18 protein-coding genes are annotated in these 19,885 nt (G+C 60.6%); 10 read left to right on the top strand and 8 right to left on the bottom strand.

Annotated features, from left to right (window positions below):
* Positions 1-11: 11 nt before the first annotated feature.
* The 5 genes from B0G81_RS28810 (at position 12) to B0G81_RS28790 (ending at position 4,756) form a co-directional block, all read left to right on the top strand.
* On the top strand, positions 12-1,256 hold the full coding sequence (locus tag B0G81_RS28810) for a DUF1479 domain-containing protein (protein WP_134140021.1): 1,245 nt from the start codon (positions 12-14) through the stop codon (positions 1,254-1,256).
* Positions 1,257-1,344: 88 nt separating this feature from the next.
* Positions 1,345-2,577, top strand: coding sequence for an ABC transporter substrate-binding protein (locus B0G81_RS28805; RefSeq protein WP_243856800.1), 1,233 nt, complete (start codon positions 1,345-1,347; stop codon positions 2,575-2,577).
* Positions 2,578-3,007: 430 nt separating this feature from the next.
* Positions 3,008-3,724, top strand: a complete 717-nt coding sequence (locus B0G81_RS28800) for a transposase (protein ID WP_134140018.1) — start codon at positions 3,008-3,010, stop codon at positions 3,722-3,724.
* A 307-nt stretch (positions 3,725-4,031) separates the two neighbouring features.
* Positions 4,032-4,313, top strand: coding sequence for a hypothetical protein (locus B0G81_RS28795; protein WP_134140016.1), 282 nt, complete (start codon positions 4,032-4,034; stop codon positions 4,311-4,313).
* A gap of 38 nt (positions 4,314-4,351) precedes the next feature.
* A complete protein-coding gene (locus B0G81_RS28790; RefSeq protein WP_134140014.1) occupies positions 4,352-4,756 on the top strand; it encodes a DUF2471 domain-containing protein in 405 nt (134 codons plus the stop codon).
* Between the two features lie 312 nt (positions 4,757-5,068).
* Here the strand turns inward: B0G81_RS28790 and B0G81_RS28785 are convergent, their stop codons facing one another.
* Entirely contained in the window at positions 5,069-6,667 is a 1,599-nt protein-coding gene (locus tag B0G81_RS28785; RefSeq protein WP_134140012.1) for a glycosyltransferase family 39 protein, read from the bottom strand.
* Between the two features lie 664 nt (positions 6,668-7,331).
* On the opposite strand from B0G81_RS28785, the gene B0G81_RS28780 reads away from it, so the two are divergent.
* A complete protein-coding gene (locus B0G81_RS28780; protein WP_134140010.1) occupies positions 7,332-8,753 on the top strand; it encodes a UbiA family prenyltransferase in 1,422 nt (473 codons plus the stop codon).
* A gap of 36 nt (positions 8,754-8,789) precedes the next feature.
* Here the strand turns inward: B0G81_RS28780 and B0G81_RS28775 are convergent, their stop codons facing one another.
* Together B0G81_RS28775 and B0G81_RS28770 are read right to left on the bottom strand one after the other, a co-directional pair.
* A complete protein-coding gene (locus B0G81_RS28775; RefSeq protein ID WP_134140006.1) occupies positions 8,790-9,206 on the bottom strand; it encodes a VOC family protein in 417 nt (138 codons plus the stop codon).
* Positions 9,203-9,733, bottom strand: a complete 531-nt coding sequence (locus B0G81_RS28770; protein WP_134143230.1) for an AraC family transcriptional regulator — start codon at positions 9,731-9,733, stop codon at positions 9,203-9,205. The genes B0G81_RS28775 and B0G81_RS28770 overlap by 4 nt, the downstream gene beginning before the upstream one ends.
* A gap of 208 nt (positions 9,734-9,941) precedes the next feature.
* On the opposite strand from B0G81_RS28770, the gene B0G81_RS28765 reads away from it, so the two are divergent.
* Positions 9,942-10,412, top strand: a complete 471-nt coding sequence (locus B0G81_RS28765) for a hypothetical protein (protein ID WP_243856613.1) — start codon at positions 9,942-9,944, stop codon at positions 10,410-10,412.
* Between the two features lie 19 nt (positions 10,413-10,431).
* On the opposite strand, the gene B0G81_RS28760 is transcribed toward B0G81_RS28765, so the two are convergent.
* The 5 genes from B0G81_RS28760 to B0G81_RS28735 all read right to left on the bottom strand — a co-directional run bounded on the left by B0G81_RS28760 (position 10,432) and on the right by B0G81_RS28735 (position 16,553).
* Positions 10,432-11,919 carry an MdtP family multidrug efflux transporter outer membrane subunit gene (locus B0G81_RS28760; protein ID WP_134140004.1) on the bottom strand — a complete coding sequence of 496 codons (1,488 nt, stop codon included), beginning with the start codon at positions 11,917-11,919 and terminating at the stop codon, positions 10,432-10,434.
* Entirely contained in the window at positions 11,916-14,024 is a 2,109-nt protein-coding gene (locus tag B0G81_RS28755; RefSeq protein ID WP_134140002.1) for an FUSC family protein, read from the bottom strand. Before B0G81_RS28755 ends, B0G81_RS28760 begins: the two co-directional genes overlap by 4 nt.
* Before the next feature lie 7 nt (positions 14,025-14,031).
* Entirely contained in the window at positions 14,032-15,090 is a 1,059-nt protein-coding gene (gene mdtN, locus B0G81_RS28750; protein ID WP_134139999.1) for a multidrug transporter subunit MdtN, read from the bottom strand.
* Positions 15,091-15,109: 19 nt separating this feature from the next.
* Positions 15,110-15,394 (bottom strand): YtcA family lipoprotein, encoded by a 285-nt coding sequence (locus tag B0G81_RS28745; RefSeq protein ID WP_134139996.1) that lies wholly within the window; start codon positions 15,392-15,394, stop codon positions 15,110-15,112.
* A 472-nt stretch (positions 15,395-15,866) separates the two neighbouring features.
* Positions 15,867-16,553: a CerR family C-terminal domain-containing protein gene (locus B0G81_RS28735; protein ID WP_134139989.1), complete on the bottom strand. Its 687-nt coding sequence runs from the start codon at positions 16,551-16,553 to the stop codon at positions 15,867-15,869.
* 321 nt (positions 16,554-16,874) lie between these two features.
* On the opposite strand from B0G81_RS28735, the gene B0G81_RS28730 reads away from it, so the two are divergent.
* The 3 genes from B0G81_RS28730 to B0G81_RS28720 are packed head-to-tail and all read left to right on the top strand — an operon-like array spanning position 16,875 to position 19,881.
* A complete protein-coding gene (locus B0G81_RS28730) occupies positions 16,875-17,801 on the top strand; it encodes an HlyD family efflux transporter periplasmic adaptor subunit (protein ID WP_243856799.1) in 927 nt (308 codons plus the stop codon).
* Entirely contained in the window at positions 17,798-18,742 is a 945-nt protein-coding gene (locus B0G81_RS28725) for an ABC transporter ATP-binding protein (protein WP_134139984.1), read from the top strand. Before B0G81_RS28730 ends, B0G81_RS28725 begins: the two co-directional genes overlap by 4 nt.
* The gene (locus tag B0G81_RS28720) at positions 18,739-19,881 is read left to right on the top strand and encodes an ABC transporter permease (RefSeq protein ID WP_134139982.1); all 1,143 of its coding nucleotides are present in this window, start codon (positions 18,739-18,741) and stop codon (positions 19,879-19,881) included. The genes B0G81_RS28725 and B0G81_RS28720 overlap by 4 nt, the downstream gene beginning before the upstream one ends.
* Positions 19,882-19,885 lie beyond the last annotated feature (4 nt).

Raw genomic sequence — 19,885 nt, 5'->3', positions numbered from 1 at the left:
AAGGAGACGACATGGCACTCATCATCGACGATCTGCCGGCAGCCATCCGGCAGGCCAAGCAGGAGCTTCGCGCACGACTTCCGAACTATCGTGATGTTTTCGCCGAGGTGGATGAAACAATCCGAGCCGAAGCCAGCAGAATTGCCGCGCAACGCAAGCGCGGCGAAAACGTGATCCCCGAAATCCAGTTTTCCGACATCGCGGAGCAGCGCGTGAGCGCCGAGCAGATCGAGCTCGTCAAAACGCGTGGCGCGTGTGTGATCCGCAATGTATTCGACCGCACTCTGGTGGAAGGGTGGGACCGCGACATTGCAGACTACGTCGAACGCAACGACCTGGATACGCGCCTGCAGAACCGCGCCGAGGACAAATACTTTGGCCAGCTCGCGTCGAGCAAACCACAGATTTACGGCGTGTACTGGTCAAAGCCGCAGGTCCTCGCACGCCAGGCGCCGTCGCTGACTGCGGCCCGTGTCTTTCTGAACCGGTTATGGCGCAATGAGAGTGAAGGCCGGGTCCATTTCGATCCAGAGCGGGTGCCGGTTTACGCGGACCGGATGCGTCGACGGCCGCCTGGTTCCGAGTCATTGGGCTTGTCCGCGCACTGCGACGGCGGCTCGGTCGAGCGGTGGATCGAGGCGAATTTCCGCAAGGTGTACCGGCATGTTTTCGACGGCAACTGGCGTCGATATGATCCGTTCGACGCTGCATTCCGGCCGGACGTAGAGGAGATTGCGTCGCCCGCCGTATGTTCGATGTTCCGCACGTTTCAGGGCTGGACCGCACTGACGCCGCAAGGTCCCGGGGACGGCACGTTGCAACTCGTACCGATTGCGAATTCGATGGCCTATATCCTGTTGCGCGCCCTTCAGGACGATGTCGCCGACGACGACCTGTGCGGCGCGATGCCAGGCCGCGCGCTTTCCATCAAGCCGGAATTTCATGCGCCGCTTTTCGACGCTCTTTCATCAATTCCCCACATGCAGGCGGGCGACACCGTGTTCTGGCACAGCGACGTGATCCACGCAGTGGAAGACGCGCACCGCGGCGCAGGCTACAGCAACGTGATGTATATCGCGTCGGCGCCCGCGTGTGCCAAGAACGACGAATACCTCAAGCGCCAGTTGCCTAGCTTCCTTGAGGGCAAGAGTCCGCCTGACTTCCCCACTGACCATTTCGAAGTCGACTTCGTGGGACGCGCAACCATCGAAGATCTGACACCGCTCGGTAAAGCCCAACTCGGTTTCGACCTGTAAGCGCTACCCTGGCGCACGCCTTCGCGGCGTGAGCCTGTCTGGTGATTCATAAAGAAAATTAACGGAGACAGCAATGAACAGAACACTCATGTCAGCTGCAATTGTCGCAGCGGCGCTCGCTACAAGCACACAGGTCGCCAGTGCAGCCGAGTCGCTTTCGGTATTGCATTGGTGGACCTCGGGCGGTGAATCGAAGGCGATCAGAGTGCTTAAGGACGACATGAATAAACAGGGTTACGAGTGGAAAGACTTCGCCGTAGCCGGAGGAGCCGGTGCGGCTGCCATGACGGCGTTGAAGACGCAGGTCATGTCCGGCAACGCGCCGTCGGCTGCGCAGATCAAAGGACCCTTGATACAGGACTGGGCTGATCAAGGTGTGCTGGTCGATATAGACAAGTCCGCGACCGACTGGAAAGCGCAGCTGCCAGCGCAGATCAACAAGACCATGATGTCGAAAGGCCACTACGTGGCCGCGCCATTCTCGGTCCACCGAATCAACTGGCTGTGGATCAACAAAGCCGCCCTCGACAAAGTGGGCGGCAAGCCACCGACGACATGGCCCGAGTTCTTCGCGCTAGCCGACAGGTTCCGGGCTGCGGGCATTACGCCCGTCGCGCGTGGCGGCCAGCCTTGGCAAGACATGACCATCTGGGAGACGGTCGTACTTTCTCAGGGTGCGGATTTCTATCGCAAGGCCATGATCGATCTCGACCAGAAAACACTCACTTCGCCCCAGATGTTGCAGGTGTTCCAGACTGTCCGGAAGATACAGGGTTACTTCGACAAAGGCTCGACTGGTCGCGACTGGAATCTCGCGACCGCCATGGTCATCAACGGATCGGGCGGGATGCAATTCATGGGGGACTGGGCGAAAGGTGAGTTCGCCAATGCGAACAAGAAGGGCGACGTTGACTATATCTGCGCGGCTGCGCCCGGTACGTCGAACGCTTTCACTTACACAGTAGATTCGTTCGTGTTTTTCCAGCAGAACGGCAAGAAAGAAGCGACGCCTGGACAGCTTGCGTTGGCCAGGACAATCATGTCCCCCGCCTTCCAGGAGCAATTCAGTCTTTACAAGGGTTCCATTCCGGTGAGGCAGGATGTTGCAATGGACAAATTCGACGCTTGCGCCAGGAAGTCGTACGCAGACGCGCAAACCACAATCAAATCCAACACGTTCTTTCCGTCGTTCGCGTTTGGTGATGTTCAGTCCTCAGCCACCGAAGGCGCGATTACCGATGTCGTGACGGGTTTCATGAACTCGAATGAAGACCCGCAAGAGGCGGTGCGCAAAGTCGCCGCTGCAGCGAAGATCAAATAGGTACGAGCTTCCGGGCCACCTTGAGAAAATCAAATGGTCATGCAAGGTCATTCGAGGATATGGGGTGACCTTTATGAACGTCTCCTCCATGTCTCCATGATGTGGATTCAGCCCGCCATTCGCGCGGGCTTCTTTTCTTTGGAGATTCCCTCAACCACCGCACTGTTGTGCAGCCTGACACGTATTTAGCGCCGGATGACACAACCGGAGCGGCCGGAGACGTATAGCGCGGCGCTGCATTCAGCGGTGACATAAAAAGATGCTGCTGCGACCGGCAAATCAACGAAAAGAAGCCATAAAAAAGCCCTGTTCGTGACGCAAACGCACGCACATGACCGATAGAATTTCTTCCGATGCGCACGTTACGCTATGCCACGCGCCCGATACCTGTCGGATCGTTTTCTCACATCGGATTTCCGCTTAATTCAGCATGACACGGCTTGCACGGCACTACGTCCCAGACCAACCACAGCACGTTATCCTGCAGGGGCTCACAGGGCCTGCATTCCTGGACGAAGGCGACTACCGGTACTTCCTCGCCTGCCTGGCAGACGCAGTGCGCGTCGCCGATCTGGCCGTCCACGCGTGGGTACTCATGCCTGACGCGGTACAGCTGCTCGTCACCCCTTCGTACGAGTCGAGCGTAGGCATGGCGATGCAGGCGATCGGCCGTCGCTATATCGAGACCTTCAACCGACGCCATGGACGCCGCGGTACGGTGTGGCGCGGCGAGTACCGGGCGACCGTGATCGAGCCCGACCGCTATTTCCTGCTCGCGAGCCAGGTCATCGATCATGCGCCGGTGCGCAACCGCGTTGTGGGCGAGCCGGGAAACTACCGGTGGTCGAGCTACGCGCACCACGTCGGGCTGCGTGTCGATAGCTTCATCAAGGATCATCCGCTCTACCGGGCGCTCGGCCATACGCAGTCCGAGCGCCAGCAGGCTTACCGCGATCTCGGCGCACAGGCCCTCGACGAACGCGATGTCGATAACCTGATGCAGTCGACGCTCAAGGGCTGGGTGCTCGGCAGCGCCACATATTGCGAGTGGGCGGCGCAGACAGCCAATCGACGTTTGATGCCCCTGCTGCTGCGTGACCGGCCGCGCAAAGTTCAGACGACGCGCGCCCTCGAACACGTGGGTTAATCGATAAATCGTCGTGGGTAGGAACGCTCATGGCAGTGTGGGCGTTCCTGCATGCCCACATTTGGTGATAACGCCACAATAGTTGCGCCTCCAACGTCACGCTCGCTGGACTTTATAAACGCTCATCTCGCGCCAGATGATCGAGCCGAGGCGCGTCGTCAGCCCCCTCGGCGTGCCCGACCGCGACTGCGCGCCCACTTCAATCGTCCTCCTCTCCTCCGCAAAGTCCGACATCCTGCGAATTGACTTGCATCCTGGTCAAATACTGTATAAATTTACAGTACTGTTTTTATATACAGGATCGGTCATGAATCAACTCATCCGCATCTTGAACGACGGTGACCGCGAAACGCTCGCGTGGTTACGCAAGCATGTTGGAGACGTGCGCGTGGCCACTGCGGCGCGACATCTTGGGGGCAACGGCAAACCGTACGTGTCCGCCGTGTGCCGCTATCTCGGCGTGCGTCCGCCAACGCCTCATCAACATAGCCGGCCTGTTGAAGACTGCACGGTCGGCGATAACTATCTAGCCCAGATCCGCGAGTTGTTGGCACAGCGAAACCGGGCGTTGTTGAAGCATCGACTTTAATGCTGCGAGTTAATGCGAGTCCTCAGGGAAATAACAATATGGTTATCGACGCTACTCCCGATATGGAAGTCCACGACTTCAACCCTGCCGCCCTCGAACGCGCACTCCGCAGCGCGTCGCTCGATCTGCAGCAGATCATTGCCACGGTCGCAGGTCGTCACCTCGATACTGGTCGTCGCCGTTACTCAAACAGCGCGCGATTGCCGACTTGGCGCACGCTGCTCGCAATCGACGAACAGGTCTTTGAGAATCGGGGCTTCCTGGCGAGGCACAACGAGATCGTACGTTCGACGTTCGTCCGGTTTGAGGACAGCCGGTTGTCCGGGATGGATCTCGACGAACCCGTCGACTGGCGGCGTGACGACGACAACCTGCCAGCCGTGTACCTGCTTGTGCGCGCACTGGTACAGGCCGACGCTACTGATATGCCCACTCAGGACTGATGCGTGGCGTGACCAATTCAAAATTAAGTGAGTCTTGACGCGAGATACGCTTAACTTGGACTTTGTTCATTGAAGTCGGAACTCCGGGGTTGCGCCGGGTCGCCACCCATTCACGCCGAGTCCAAGACAACTCCCGCCCAAGCCGCATCGCCGGGCAAGGAAACGCGTCAGGTTTCAGGCAATTCGAAACCCACATGGAGTCAGTAGCTGCAAACGGCGCTTCTTCGCACCATTCACATCGTTGACCCGTCACCGAACTGCGTAGCGCACTCCCATGCAGGACTTCGAACTGGGGGGCATCGCCTCACGCGCTCACTTCATCGACTGCCGATCGACATTCCAGCCGTACACGACAATGCATGATGACGGCTGGTCGACGCCCTGCGCCAGATCGTGACACATCGATTCATAGCTGCGTTCCGGCGGTGGCGCGATAGTCAGCAATTGCGGCAGGAACTTCGAGTCAGGCGAATCCGCGACGAGCCATACCGACTTGCCGGACTTGATGTCAGCGCTCACCTGCCGCACGTCGATGGCCGGAATGCCCAGACGCTCCGGAATCTGCACCGGCTCTATCCCACCCACCCGTGGATCGCGCCACTTGCGAAAATGATCGGCCCCTGGCGCGTAGTACATCAGCGGCAATGGCGACGTATAAGGCGTGATCACCACTTCATCGGCCTGCAACAGGCCGGGGCGTGCCTGAGCGAAGACCTGGCGATAGGCGGATTTGGCGCCGTCCGCGAAGGCCAACTGATAATAAAGGCCCGCGCCGAACGTCAACACCAACATCACGCGCGCCGCCAAACGCGCACGCGATGGGGCCGTGACCGCATACGCGAGGGCAGCGCAAAGCGGCACGGTGACCCAGCACAGAACGCGGGGCAGCAGAATAGTCTGCTTCAGACTGACCATCACCACGAGGGCGAAATACATCAGCGGAATAGCCACGAGCACCGCGAGAGTGCGACGCGGCATCTTGGACATCGCGATCGCGATACCAAGCACGAGCAGTAACAGCACCGTCAATTCGACGCCGGGGAAACGCGGTGGCGTGATCATCCCGCTCACGAGCGCGGTTAGGTGAACGATCACGTCGCGCATGGATAGCGGCGGAATCCAGTTCAAGCCGCCAGCGTTATGACTTACGTTAGAGAGCATTGAAAACGCGAGCGGCACAGCAAACAGAGCCACGGCGATGTTGGTCAGGATCCAGTCGCGTGGCGCGAGGCGACGTTCGCGCGACGGCGCCAGCAGCAAATACGCGATCACCACAATGTTGCAGGCGGCCACCATGAACGTGAGCGTCGCATGACTGTACATGGCGAACACGGCACCGGCTCCGTAGAGCACGAGGTCGGCCACGCGCCCAGTGCGTAGACAACGCGCGATGCCGAGAAGCATCAGTGAAGCGGGAATGGCGGTCATTGTGTAGACGCGTGCTTCCTGCGCGAAAAATATCGACATCGGCGACACGGCGAACAGCGCGGCCGCAACCAACGCCACGTTGCGCGTGGACACTTCGCGGGCTATCGCATAGACGAGCGGGAGCACAATGAGCGAAGCAAGCACCGACAACGAGCGCAACGCGATGGCGCTATGGCCGAATAAGCCCATCCAGCCTTGCAGCACGAAATAGTACAGCGGTGGAGTCGGCTCGATTGTCATCCCGGTCGTAAGCAGGAATTCGGGACCGAACAGATCGTAGTAGTAGCGCGAAAAAATCTCATCGTTCCACAGCGACAGATAATCGAGATGGAACGCGCGGAGGATGAATGCGACCGCGAAGATCACCATCGCGATCGGCACGAACTGCGTCTGGGTAAATGAGCCATCACGCATTGCATTGGAACGCGCGGCAGCATCTGCAGACGGAAAGGACGAAGTCGCACCTGTCGTGAGAGGTTCCATATGTGTGTCCTTCTCCGTGTCGCAGGTTAAAAATGGGTCGAATCTATTGGTAGCGGGGCGCTCGTCGCATGGCTGCTTCAAGACGACCGGCGCGCGATGACGCGTCAACAGGAACAGGAGGTGAAACTTTTTAAATGAAGTAGTTAGTAGCCGGCAAGGCCACGGTCGCGCTCTTGCTGGATTCGAATTGAACGGCAGCGCAGCGAACGCGGAACACCTCTGAAACAAGGCCGTGGCCGTCTCGACGAGACGCCGGCGAATGTCAACCCGAGTATTCGCTTTGGCCGCCCTGCACGTATGTTACTTGACGCACATAACGTGCATCTGGAGGTATTGATCGGAGGTGAATAGGCCTTTCTGCCAAACCATTTATGGTAGACAGGTGCCTATCTATCACACTTTCATCTGCCTGTGCAGCAAGAAGGATCGCATTTATCTTACTCAACTGAGTGCTACCCCACAGAACTTTGATTTTTTGCGTCGGACACTTTGTCCGCTCCGTTGACGGGACGTCTGTTGGAGTTCCCGACCGAAATAGATACAGGCTCGAGCGACAAACGGTACAAATGGGAGCGGAGGCAACGCGCAGTTAACTTGCGTGCCGACGCTGAGACCTGTACGCGGTTTCCGCATTTAGCCGCTTCTAGTTTGACTGGTCGATCGCATGAGCATACCTATCGTCGTGAATCTGGATGGCACCCTGCTTCACTCGGACGTCCTCGTCGAGTGCGGCTTTGCATTTTTTAGATCGGCTCCTCACCGCTTATATCAGCCATTCAATTGGTTCGCCATCGGTGGCAAGTCCGCGCTGAAGTCGCGTCTCGAGGAAAACGCCAATCTCGATGTCACCGTGCTGCCTTATGACAAACAGGTCATCGACTGGCTGAGTGGGCAGCGGGCCGCCGGTCGCACACTAGCACTCGCTACGACAAGCCACGAGCATGTGGCCGCGCGCATCGCGGAACACCTTGGAATCTTCGATAAGGTCTTTGCCAATAGCGAGCAACTGAGCCGGTCCGCGTATGTCAAACGCGATACGCTGGTCGCCGAATATGGCGAAAAAGGCTTTGACTACGTGGGCAACTCACACGACGACATCTCTGTATGGCAGGCAGCAGACCGGGCCTATGTGGTCAATCCTCTTATGGGCGTAGAGCGCGCCGCGCGCAAGCATGGCAACGTGGAGCGCGTATTCGAAAATCGTTCTCCACCGTTGAAGGTATGTGCTAAGTCGTTGCGCCTTCACCAGTGGCTCAAGAATCTGTTGATCTTTGTCCCGCTACTTGCCGGCCACCACATCGCTTCATTACCCCTCGTAGCGCTTGCGCTGGTGGCCTTCCTTGTGTTCGGCATGTGCGCGTCGAGCGTGTATCTGCTCAATGACTTGTTGGATCTGGAAGATGACCGGCATCATCCGGTCAAGTGCCGTCGTCCGCTCGCATCGGGCGCGATGCCGCTCCTATTGGGCGTTTTGCTTTTTCCAGCGCTGCTCGCTGTTTCGTTCGCCGTCGCGTGGGTTTTCCTTCCTTGGCGCTTTTGCGTAGTGATGCTCGCGTACTACGTGCTCACACTCGCCTATTCGCTGGCGCTGAAGCGGCAGGTCATCGTCGACGTGGTCGTGCTGGCGGCCCTATACACGACGCGGATCATTGCCGGCGTGACCGCGATCGGCGTGCATCTGACATTCTGGCTGCTGGCGTTTTCCATGTTCATCTTCCTGAGCCTCGCGCTCGTCAAGCGTTACGCTGAGCTTTATGCGATGCAAAAGGACGGCCGTGCGAATGTGCGTGGGCGTGGCTATCTGGCAAGCGACCTGCCACTGCTTTCCTCGCTCGGTGCAGCTTCCGGGTTTGTAGCCGTGCTGGTGCTCGCACTTTATATCCAGGACCACGACACCACCATACTTTACAGGCATCCCCAAGTGATATGGCTTTCCTGCCCACTACTCCTGTATTGGATCAGCCGTATCTGGATCATTACGCATCGCGGCAACATGCGCGATGATCCGATCGTGTTTGCAGCGCGCGATTTAACCAGTCTGGTGGTCATTGCGTTGTGCGGCGTCGTGTTCTGGATGGCGATCTAAGCCATATCCGATCCGCAACAACGTTTGAATGACTACTCACGTCGTGCTCCGCGGCTCCTGAATCATCTTCCACCCATTACCGGCGGGGTCGCGAAACCCAGCGTCGACGCTGCCGTAGCGGTCCACCGGCTCCTGGGTGAATTCCACGCCACTTTCCTTTAGCCGCGCATAGCTCGCGCGGCAATCGGACACCAGCAGGACGAGTGGCGGCATGGCGCCCTTCGCGACCATCGCGCGCAGAGTCTGCGCGGTGGCATCGTCGTGGATGGGCGGACCGGGTCTGAACAGCCCGAGCTGGAACGAAGGCTGGTCCGGATGCTGGACTGTCAGCCACCGGTAGGCGCCGTTCACCACGTCCGTATGGACGCGGAATCCGAGTTTGCCGACGTAGAATTCCAGCGCTTCGTCCTGATCGTCGACGTACAAGCCCACCACACTGATACCCTGGTTCATGACACCTCCTTGGTTGATGGCCGCAATGTACCTTTGGCCGCGCGGCGGCGCTTCTCCAAAACTGCGATGGTGAGATCGGGACGCTGAGCGGCCTTCAGAACGCAAGCGGGTACGCGGTCGATCTGCTGCACGGCGGCCTGCGCTTCCCGGCGCATGGCGCTCGGGCTCCGACCGTTAATGTCGCGGAAGATGCGGCCGAAGGTGCCCAGGCTCTCCCAGCCGGTGGCGAAGGCAATTTCCGTAATGCTGAGCGCAGTGTCGCGCAGCAGGGTATTGGCTTGCTCGATGCGCCGCGTCAGCAGGTACCGATGCGGCGGGATGCCGAATGCCTGCTTGAACGAGCGCGCGAAATGAGCCTCGGAGACGCCACTAACCGCAGCCAATCGTTCGACGGGCCAGGCCTCGTGCGAGGCAGCGTCCATTCGGTCTTTGGCGCGCAGCAGGCGACGCAACAGCGCCGGCGCCTGCAACGGGTCGATGCCCGACGGCGCCGGAGACGAGGTGCGTGGTTGTTTAGGTTCGGCCATGAGCGTCATTCTGTCGCCATCCTTCGTTGCGAGCGCGGTGCACGGTCGATTCTAGCGCGCCGGACTCCCAGCAGCCGGCTTTCGACGCGTGCGGCGGCCGTCGGCCTTTGCCAAGGCATGCCTTTGCGCAGCTTCAGTCGTCATCGCGTTCCGCGCGGTACCGACCGACCCCAAAATTACACACCACTGCATTACTATGGATAGCTGAATGACAACGCGAGAACAGTCCATGAACGCATCGGCTATCTCTGCCCTCGCTGCCCTTGTCGGCGCCGCGATCGGCGGCTTGACTTCGGTTCTCGCCTCCTGGCTGACCCAACGCACCCAGGTTCGCGCGGAGTGGCTAGCGCATGATCTCGCGTGGCGGCAGGAACTGTACAAAGCGTTCATCGAGCAAGCGACGAATTGCTATGTGCACGCGCTGCAACACAAGGAACCCGATCTCGCCGGCCTGGGCAACCTCTACGCGGAGATCAGCCGCATGCGCCTCCGGTCGTCCCTCGAAGTCGCGGACGAAGCCGACGTGATCGGACGCAAGATCGTGGACACCTATCTCGCGCCAGACAAGTCTTTCATCGAGATTCGCGAGATGCTCGCGGATGGCTCGATCGACATTCTCGGCAAGTTCGGCGACGTGTGCCGCGCGGAATTCGCATCGCTGCGATCACAACAGCTCTGAGCGGCATAGCCCACGCGGTTTAGCGCGGCTTCAGTTCAACAGGCGGATCGGCGAGATAACCGCCGCCGAGCGCCTTCGCCAAAGCAATCTCCTGACTGAGCACTTGGCCATTGAGCGTAAGCAGGGCGACCTGTTCCGCGATCACCGGCTGGCGCGCTTCGAGCGCCGCGAGCCGGCTCGTGAGTCCGCGTTGATAATAGGCTTCCACACTGTCCCTCGTGAATGTAACCGATTCGATCCGCTGCTTCTGCAAAGCCTTCTGCGCATCGAGAGACTGCAGACGGCTGCCCGTCTGCGCGACATCGCGGACGGCGTTGAGAACGGCCTGGTTGTACTGCTCGATCAACAGGTTGCTCCCCGCGCGCGCACCGCTCAGGTTCGCATTGAGTCTGCCGCCGTCGAAAATCGGCAGATACAGGCCCGGAATCAGGTTGATCTGCTGGCTCGCATGCGTGAAGAGATCGGCGAGGTGCAAAGCGTTGAAGCCGAAAAATGCCTTGATGTCGAAGCTCGGATAAAACGCCGCCTTTGCCGCATCGATCTTGTCGAACGACGCCTCGACATACCATCGCATTGCCTGCAGATCGGGCCGCCGGGCCAGCAGTTCGTACGACAGCGTCGCCGGCAAGGCCGCCTGCGAACGGGGCAGCGCGACGGGTTCGATCGTGGGCAGGCCAGCGGGTCCGGCGCCGACGAGTGCCCGCATCGATTCGCGAAGTTGCTTGATCTGCCCTTGTGCCGACACGATCTGCTGCTCGATGGCCAACTGCTGCGCGCGTGCTTCTTCGGACTGGGTGCGGGCTTCGAGGCCCCGCGCCGCACGCGCTTCGTGTGCTTGCACCGCGAACGCCGCGACCTCATGCGAGTCGCTCAGCAGATCGATCAGCTGATAAGTCGTTTGAATACCGTAGTAAAGCTGCGCGACATCCGTCGAGATTTCGAGTTCGACAGCGGATGTCTCGGCGAGCCGCGCGTTGCTCACACCCAGCGACGCGGCGACTTCCGCGCGTTGCTTGCCCCAGATGTCGATATCCAGGCTTGCGCCCAGTCCGACGACGCCCTCGGTGTACCACGGTCCAGTCAGCCCCGCAGCCGGAGCGTTCTTCGCGAACGGGCCGAGAAAACCGTTCGCGGAAATATGCTCGCGATCCAGCGACGCCAGCGCGGCCACCTGAAGGTTGGATCCTGCTTTGGTCAGTTCCACGTCCGACTTCGCCTGCGCGACGCGCGTGCGCGCGATCACCATCGTCGGCGCGTCGGCGAGCGCCTGATCGATCAGCGCGTCGAGTTGCGCGTCGTGATAGCGCGTCCACCAGCGCGCGGCGGGCCAGCCGTCGCGTGCGAGATGAATGTCGTCCGCGAGATTGATCTGCTCGGGCGCGATCTCGGAACGGGGCGTGCCGTTGTGATGAATCAGCGCGCAACCCGACAGCACGGACGATAGCCACGCGAGGCAAAACACGCCGCGACGCCATCGCCGATCGCACAAAACCGGTCGCGCTTTCATGCTCGTACCGCCGCTGACGCGCGCGCCGCGACCGGTGCCTCGACGCGCCAGTCCGGCAAGCCCCCGATCTGCCGCAACAGTTCGTCCGCTGCGGTGATGAGCGACTGATCGGCAGGCTGAGCCGGTTCGCCCGCTTGCGCAGCGATCTCGATACGGCGCGGCGCGCGCGCATCGGGTGGGTTGGCTGCCAGCTCATCCGCGTACCGGTTGAGTTCGGTGCCGGCCTGTTGCTGGGCTGCGCGCACTGCGTCCATGGTGTGTGAGCTCGACAAGCCCGCTTGAGCCACCAACGTGTTGCGCAACGCGTCACCCGCCAGCATGATCTCGCGCCCCTGCGCCAGGACCGTTTGCGCGCGCAGTGTCAGTTGCGACTGCTCGCTTTCCTGCCAGCCGGGTTCGAGCGCGACTCGCGAGAGCGTCGTCTCGCAATCGGTCAGCACGGCCCACGCCTGCAACTGCCGCTGAGCATAAGGCAACTCATCCGCCTGCTCTTCGCCGACCTGCGGCGGGCGCACCTGTGCGGCGATCGTGCGCAACAGGGTAGCGAGCTTCAGCCGCAGCACGTCGCCCTCACCCTCGCGCCAGAACGACATCTGCACGAAGGTCGCCACACCGACGCCCAGCAGAATGCCAACCAGCCGGTCGCGTATTTCAGTGAGATTGACGGTTGGGCCAAACTGTTCGAACAAGGCGAGCGAGAAGGTGAAGATGAGCTGTACGCCCGCGTAGCCGATCCGTTCCGAACCAGCCGAAATCCATGCTCCGAACGCGACGACAGGCAGCGTCATCAGCAGCAGACCGACAATGTCGTCGAGATGAGGAACGACGAACACGACCATGAACAGCGCCAGCGCGCTTCCGATGGCAGCACCGGCCACCCGCAGCAACGCGCGCTGCGCCGATGCGCCGAGGCTCGGCAGCGCGACGATCACGCAGGTCAGCATGATCGTGTGGATGCCCTGCCAGTCCACGGCGTTGTAGAACACGTAGCAGACCAGAACGGCGAGCAAGGTCTTCAGCGAAAAGCGCATGTAGGCGGGATTGGTCCATGCGTCCGGCGCAATCATCGGCTCACTCGCGGGCGGCTTGCCGGATGCCGGGTCGCTCGCAGCCAGGTCGGCGAATGCGCGCAGCGCCCGCTGCGATTCGGCAGCAGCAGGAATCGTGTCGGCGGCGTTGCGCTCTCCAGGTGTCGCCGTGCTCAAATAGCGATAGGGCTCGCCGGTCATGACCGCCTGGTCGAGCGCATGGCAGTTCGCACGCAACTCGCGCAACATCGCCAGCTGCGCGGCTGACGCGCGCGGCCAATTCAGCGGAAGCTCACTCGCTCCGTGATAAAGCCGCGACACGGTCGCAATGCATGCAAGCTGCGACGCCTGATGTTCGCGATAGTGCGCATCACGCATTGTTGTGAACCGCAGCAACTTCTGCAGCGTGAGCGCGCCTTGCTGAACGGCCGCCAGCGTGATCGGCGCGGCGCTCGTGCCGCCGTCGATCAGTTGCGTCAGGCGCGCGTCCAGCTCTGCCAGTTGCCGATGGATTTCCGCCTTGAGCTGCAATTGCGGCTCGACGGGCAACAAAAGCGTATTGACCACGAGCGTCAGCGCGATCGGATAGTTGACGGCGACCCACACCCATAACACCGCGCGGATCAGCAGGTCGGCCTGATCGGTCCGGTCGACGAAGCTCTGCACGTAAATCACAATGATCGCGACGATGAAGAACACGATGCCAATCTTGAGCACCCGCAGCAGGTACACGCTGCCCAGGAATAGCAGGCTCGCGATGACGATGCGCAGCAACGGATAGTCGAATGTAAATTTCAGCAGCAGGATCGACAGGCCGATGGCGAGCGTCGATCCGACCATGAACATCACGCCGACCAGCCGCGTGACCACCACGTTCGACTGCGTGACATAGAACACCACCAGCAGCGACAGCGCGAGCTCCGGCACCTCGAGCGTATTCGACACGACGATCACAATGGCGCTCGTCAGCATGCAGCGCAGCATCACGTTCAGACGCCCGGGGAAAGGCGCAAGCTCGCGCCTGAGGAAAGCGCCTGCGTCGCGCAGCGAAACGGGCAGGTAGTCGGCGGCGGTCATGGGCTCCTCAATGGCGCTCGCCGTCGTTGCCGCGCCCGGGTTCCAGCACGGCCACCGCGGATGTCCCGACGCGGAACAGTTCCGGGTTCGGTTTGTCGATGAGGATCTTCACCGGGAAGCGCTGCGATACATGCACCCAATTGAGCGTGCGTTGAATGCGTGGCAATCCGCCCGGCAATGCAAGGCCGGCTTCATCGGGCGCGATGCCGTAGCTGATCGAATCGACGGTGCCCTGGAAACGCTGGCCCGTATCGCTCATCAGGTACACAGTGGCTGGCGTACCCGGCCTGACGCCCTTGAGTTCGGTTTCGCGAAAGTTCGCGACTACGTACCAGTGGCGCGTGTCGATCAAAGTGAAGACGGGTTTGAGCGCCGTGGCAAACTGCCCGGTCGACGTCTTCAAAGACACGATGCGTCCATCGAACGGTGCGCGCACCGTTGCATACTCGAGGTTCAGTTCGGCAGTCGCGATCTCCGCCATGACGACGGCACGTTGCGCGACCAGCGCATCGACTCCGCTCACAGCCGCTGCCGCCTGCTGCGCCTGCAGTTGCGCGGCGCTGAGTTCGGCCTGCGTGGCGCGTTGCGCGGTGCGCGCACGGTCGACATCTTCCGCCGACACATAACCGTGCGACAACAGCGGCTCCATGCGGTGCAGCGTATCGGATGCCTGCCCGGCCGCGGCTCTCGCGCGCTCGACCGCCGCACGCACCGACTGCGCGTTGTACTGCTGCGCGTTGACCGTACGTTGAGTCAGCTCGATCTGGCGATCGAGCGCGACGAGCGACGCGTTGCCCCGCGCGAGCGCATCCTGATACGGACGCGGGTCGATACGGAACAACAGATCGCCCTGCTTCACCGCCTGGTTGTCCCGTACGGCCAGTTCGACGATGCGGCCGTTGACCTCCGGCACGACGTCGATCGTGTCCGCGTAGACATAAGCGTCGTCGGTGCGAGGGGTGCGGTCCCACTGCCGGATCACATAGACGAGCAGCAACAGCGTCACCACGACGATCACGATGGCCGGCCATTTTCTTTTCGATGTCTTGCTGGCTGGAGTCGCCATTCATCCACCCGACAAAGATTCAATGTTGGAAGAAGATCAACCAGACAACGAGCGCAAGCAAAGCGACAAGCGTGGGATACACGACGGCGGAAGGTCCAATCAGATGGTCGGCCTGCAAGCGCTTGAGAATCAGATAGATGACGACCGTGAGCACGACGCCCGCGACAATGCAGAACAACCAGTCGGGAAAGTATGCGCCAAGCACCCCGATGGACGGCGAGTTTGTACACCCTGTAATTGGAATCGCGGCAATCGCGGCCGCGCCGATCGCACGCTTTGAATATCTGCCTCTGGCTGGTGGCATGTGTCGTTTCAAAGTCGACTCTGTGGTTGAAATCAATGTCTCACCTTGCAGATATGCCGATGCCTCTCGCCCCGGATTCGGGTGGTGGGCAGCAAGGAAAACGGCTTCGGGCGCACTAGCGAGCCGCCGCTTGCCTTACATCTCCAACAGCGCGCCGTCATTCAAGATCGTCTGAAAAAACCCACGGCGCATTTGCAAGGTTCTAGCCCGTGGGTCCGCCCGCCGACAGATGACGGGCGCACCAAATCGACACAATAACGCCGAACAGGCATCCCGGACTATATGAATATGACATGTTGCGATCGTTCTGCTTCCTAGTCAAACTCGGCGTTGAGCAGCCAAAGGATTGCAAGAGGCGATGCCGTGCATCGACCGAGGCGCGCTCGACCTGCGCCACCAAATGTCGAAGCGATGATTCTGGCTACCGTCATGGAAACTACTCCCATGGAGGAGACTGTCTAAAATGCCGGTTTCACCTGGCTTCTGAACGATAAGCGACTGCGATCGCATCGAGCCCTGCCAGCACGAATCGCACAAAATCCTCTGCAAGTGCGTCCTTGTCCTTTGCGGCAGCAGGCAATAGCGCAGACTGCATCTGCTTGGGCGCGATCATCATGGCGATGCAGGGCAACACCGTAAACATCACAGCCCGCTGAACCACGGGCGTGGTCGGGTCCAGCCCCAGCACTTCGCCGATCACCTTGAGCAGGAATGCTGCTTTCGGACGCACTGCTTTTTCGATGAGCGCCGGGATGGCTTTCGATGGCGACAGCACTTCGCGCAACATCAGCATGAAGCCCCAAGGCGTGCCCGCGCTCGTTGAAAGACCGACGAAACGGCAAAGGATGGCACGCAACTGATCCCTGGGGTCGTCGAGGCTCGCGGCAAGCGCCGCTAACTCGTCAAGACCCACGACTTGCCGGTGCGCCTCGACGAGCGCCGCTTCGTAGAGCGCCTCCCTGCTGCCAAAGTGATAGTTCACCGACGCCATCGGTGTGCCCGCGCGCTGGCAAATTTCCTTGCTGGTGGCATCCGCGAAACCGCGTTCGGCGAACACCTGGCCCGCAGTCGCGAGCAGGTGCTGACGGGTCGCCGCGCCGTCGGGGCGTGAGACCCGCTTAGGCTGCGTCGCGGCTGTTTTTCTCGGACTGGTCGGCATGGTCGAAGGCTTACATTCCTAAAAATACTTTGAATTTGAATTCAAATTCGCATAGTATCCATTCTACTTCATCTGCGTCCGGTCCGCGAACGGACGCGCCGGCATGGAAGGCCGAGTCACCATGGCAGCCGGATCGCCCTCGCGGGGACCGCAGATCGAACTCATCGCGTGCTGCCCGTCGTGCTGACTCGATCCGCCTGGTGTGCCGAATCGCGGCTCCATAGGATTTTAATTATGTATTACTCACTAAATAAACGCCTCTCAATGGAAGTTCCATCCAGCTCCAGGCGAGCGCAACGATTTGCCGGGACCGCACTTTCAATGCTGCTTCTCGCCCTGCTATCAGCCTGTTCACGGCACGAAACGGCAACCTATCAGGGCTACGTCGAAGGTGAGTTCGTCTATCTCGGCTCAACACAGGCCGGCAAGCTTACGACGCTATCCGTCTCTCGCGGACAAACGGTCAAGGCGAATGCCTCGTTATTTTCCCTTGAGTCTGACGACGAAGCCCACGCACTCGTCCAGGCGCAGCAGCAATTCGCGGCGGCCCGCGCCCAGCTCGCCGACATCCGGACCGGCAAGCGCGTGCCCGAGGTCGACGTCAATCGCGCGCAACTGGCGGAGGCCATTGCCAACGCCCGCAAAGCCGCGCTGCAACTAACACGCGACGAGGCCCAATACCGCGCAGGTGGCATCGCAAAGGGTCAACTCGACGACTCGCGCGCCAACGCCGACTCGACCGCCGCGCAGGTTCGGGAACTGACCCATCAGGTCGACGTGGCTCGCCTACCCGCCCGTTCACAACAGATCGTCGGACAGGAGGCACAAGTAGCCGCCGCCGATGCCGCTGTCGCGCAGGCCCAATGGAAACTCGATCAGAAACGCGTCGCCGCCCCATCGGAAGGCCTTGTCTATGACACGCTCTATCGCCAGGGTGAATGGGTGGCGGCCGGCAGTCCGGTCGTCCAGATGCTGCCGCCGCAGAACATCAAGGTGCGATTCTTCGTTCCGGAAACGATCGTCGGGCAACTGGCGCTCAATCGCGGCGTGACGCTGCACTGCGACGGTTGCGCGGCCGACGTGCCCGCGAAGATCACTTATGTGTCGAATCAGGCCGAATACACGCCGCCCGTCATCTATAGCAACGAGAGCCGCGCCAAGCTCGTGTTCATGGTCGAAGCCCACCCGTCGGTTGCGGACGCAACGAAGCTTCATCCGGGCCAACCTGTCTCAGTGGTGCTGCAATGAACGACGACGCCCACCAGTACGTGATCGACGTGCATGACCTGAACAAGCGCTTCGGTAACAAGCACGTTGTCAACAACGTCTCGTTGCAGGTCGGCCGTGGTGAAATCTTCGGCTTTCTCGGGCCGAACGGCAGCGGCAAGACGACCTCCATCCGCCTCATGTGCGGATTGCTCACACCGGATTCGGGCAGCGGCACCTGCCTCGGCTACGACATCGTGCGTGAGAGCGAACAGATCAAACGCAATGTCGGGTACATGACCCAGCGCTTTTCCTACTGGGAAGACCTGACCATCCGCGAGAATCTCGACTTTGTCGCGCGCATCTATCAGATGCGCAACCGGCGAGAAGCGGTGGATCGCTCGCTGGAATCGCTCGGCCTGCAGACACGCGCGAACCAGTTGACCGGTTCGCTATCGGGCGGCTGGAAGCAGCGGCTCGCGCTGGCCGCCTGTATGTTGCACGAGCCAAAATTGCTGCTGCTCGATGAGCCCACCGCCGGCGTGGACCCCACTGCACGGCGCGACTTCTGGGAAGAATTGCATCGCCTCGCCGCCACCGGCATATCCGTGCTCGTCAGTACTCACTACATGGACGAAGCGGAACGCTGTCACAAGCTCGCTTATATCGCTTACGGGAAGATGCTCGCGCGCGGCACCGCGAGTGAGGTGATCGAATCAGAAGGTCTGTCGACGTGGTCCATCCACGGCGAACACCTGAGCAAACTATCCGAGCAGCTTCGCACGACGCCCGGCGTGGACCAGACCGTCGTGTTCGGTTCAGCGCTGCACGTCAGCGGGCGCGACCACGAGGCGCTCGAAACCGCGGTGCGGCACGCGGTTGCCGGAACCTCGCTGCGCATCGAACCAATCGGCACGGGACTCGAGGACGTATTCATCTATCTGATGAGCCATTCGAAGGACAACTTCGGAGCGCCGTCATGAGCAATCGCACCGTCTTCTCTCTGACACGCTGGTGGAGCATCGTCCTCAAGGAGTTTCTTCAGTTAAGGCGCGACCGCGTCACGTTCGGCATGATTGTCGGACTGCCGATCGTCCAGCTTGCACTGTTCGGCTTCGCGATCAATACGGACCCGAAGCATCTGCCGACAGCCGTTATCCTCCACGACCAGAGCGAGTTTTCCCGCAGCTTCGTTGCGGCGATGACGAACTCGGCCTATTTCGACATCGTCGGAATCTTGCCTGACGAAGAGGCCGGGCGCCGCGCGCTCGCCCAAGGCAAGGTGCAATTCGTGCTGAATGTGCCCGTAGATTTCTCGCGCAAACTGCTGCGTGGCGAGCATCCGTCGCTGCTGGTCGAAGCCGACGCGACCGATCCCACCGCGACGAACACCGCCGTCGGCGCGCTGCCGAAACTCGTCCAACCGGTCGCGGATAAAGATCTCACGGGTCCGCTCGCACATCTGAACGGCACGCAAAACGCCTTCGACGTGCAGGTTCACAACCTCTACAACCCCGAAGGCGTGACGCAATACAACGTGGTGCCCGGGTTGATGGGCGTGATCCTCACCATGACGCTCGTCATGATGACCGGCCTCGCCGTGACCCGCGAACGCGAGCGCGGCACGATGGAAAACCTGCTCGCCACTCCCGTTCTGCCAATCGAAGTGATGACCGGCAAAATCGTGCCCTATGTCGTCATCGGGCTCATTCAGGCGTCGATCATTCTTGCCGCGACACGTTACGTTTTCCACGTCCCATTTGTCGGCAGCGCATTGGCCATCTATCTCTCGGCGCTGCTTTTCATTGCTGCGAATCTGACGGTGGGCATCACGCTTTCTTCGCTCGCACAGAACCAGTTGCAGGCGATGCAGCTGACTGTCTTCTACTTCTTGCCCAACATCCTGCTCTCGGGCTTCATGTTCCCTTTCGCGGGCATGCCGGCGTGGGCGCGGTTTATCGGCAACCTCCTGCCGCTGACCTATTTCAACCGGCTGATTCGCGGCATCCTGCTCAAGGGCAATGGCTGGGTCGACCTGTGGCCCTCTGTGTGGCCAATGGCGCTGTTTACCGCGATCGTCATGGCTATTGCATTGCGCTTCTACCGGCGCACGCTCGACTAGGAAA

Origin of the sequence: Paraburkholderia sp. BL6665CI2N2, assembly GCF_004366535.1 — a bacterium.
In the GTDB taxonomy this organism is placed as follows: Bacteria; Pseudomonadota; Gammaproteobacteria; order Burkholderiales; family Burkholderiaceae; genus Paraburkholderia.
Note: the sequence above shows the minus strand (reverse complement) of the source record. Positions and strands in the feature narration are given on the sequence as shown.

Coding starts and splice junctions, on each gene's coding strand:
- B0G81_RS28810 (WP_134140021.1), top strand. CDS start 12: ATGGCACTCATCATCGACGATCTGCCGGCAGCCATCCGGCAGGCCAAG.
- B0G81_RS28805 (WP_243856800.1), top strand. CDS start 1,345: ATGTCAGCTGCAATTGTCGCAGCGGCGCTCGCTACAAGCACACAGGTC.
- B0G81_RS28800 (WP_134140018.1), top strand. CDS start 3,008: ATGACACGGCTTGCACGGCACTACGTCCCAGACCAACCACAGCACGTT.
- B0G81_RS28795 (WP_134140016.1), top strand. CDS start 4,032: ATGAATCAACTCATCCGCATCTTGAACGACGGTGACCGCGAAACGCTC.
- B0G81_RS28790 (WP_134140014.1), top strand. CDS start 4,352: ATGGTTATCGACGCTACTCCCGATATGGAAGTCCACGACTTCAACCCT.
- B0G81_RS28785 (WP_134140012.1), bottom strand. CDS start 6,667: ATGGAACCTCTCACGACAGGTGCGACTTCGTCCTTTCCGTCTGCAGAT.
- B0G81_RS28780 (WP_134140010.1), top strand. CDS start 7,332: ATGAGCATACCTATCGTCGTGAATCTGGATGGCACCCTGCTTCACTCG.
- B0G81_RS28775 (WP_134140006.1), bottom strand. CDS start 9,206: ATGAACCAGGGTATCAGTGTGGTGGGCTTGTACGTCGACGATCAGGAC.
- B0G81_RS28770 (WP_134143230.1), bottom strand. CDS start 9,733: ATGGCCGAACCTAAACAACCACGCACCTCGTCTCCGGCGCCGTCGGGC.
- B0G81_RS28765 (WP_243856613.1), top strand. CDS start 9,942: ATGACAACGCGAGAACAGTCCATGAACGCATCGGCTATCTCTGCCCTC.
- B0G81_RS28760 (WP_134140004.1), bottom strand. CDS start 11,919: ATGAAAGCGCGACCGGTTTTGTGCGATCGGCGATGGCGTCGCGGCGTG.
- B0G81_RS28755 (WP_134140002.1), bottom strand. CDS start 14,024: ATGACCGCCGCCGACTACCTGCCCGTTTCGCTGCGCGACGCAGGCGCT.
- mdtN (WP_134139999.1), bottom strand. CDS start 15,090: ATGGCGACTCCAGCCAGCAAGACATCGAAAAGAAAATGGCCGGCCATC.
- B0G81_RS28745 (WP_134139996.1), bottom strand. CDS start 15,394: ATGCCACCAGCCAGAGGCAGATATTCAAAGCGTGCGATCGGCGCGGCC.
- B0G81_RS28735 (WP_134139989.1), bottom strand. CDS start 16,553: ATGCCGACCAGTCCGAGAAAAACAGCCGCGACGCAGCCTAAGCGGGTC.
- B0G81_RS28730 (WP_243856799.1), top strand. CDS start 16,875: ATGCTGCTTCTCGCCCTGCTATCAGCCTGTTCACGGCACGAAACGGCA.
- B0G81_RS28725 (WP_134139984.1), top strand. CDS start 17,798: ATGAACGACGACGCCCACCAGTACGTGATCGACGTGCATGACCTGAAC.
- B0G81_RS28720 (WP_134139982.1), top strand. CDS start 18,739: ATGAGCAATCGCACCGTCTTCTCTCTGACACGCTGGTGGAGCATCGTC.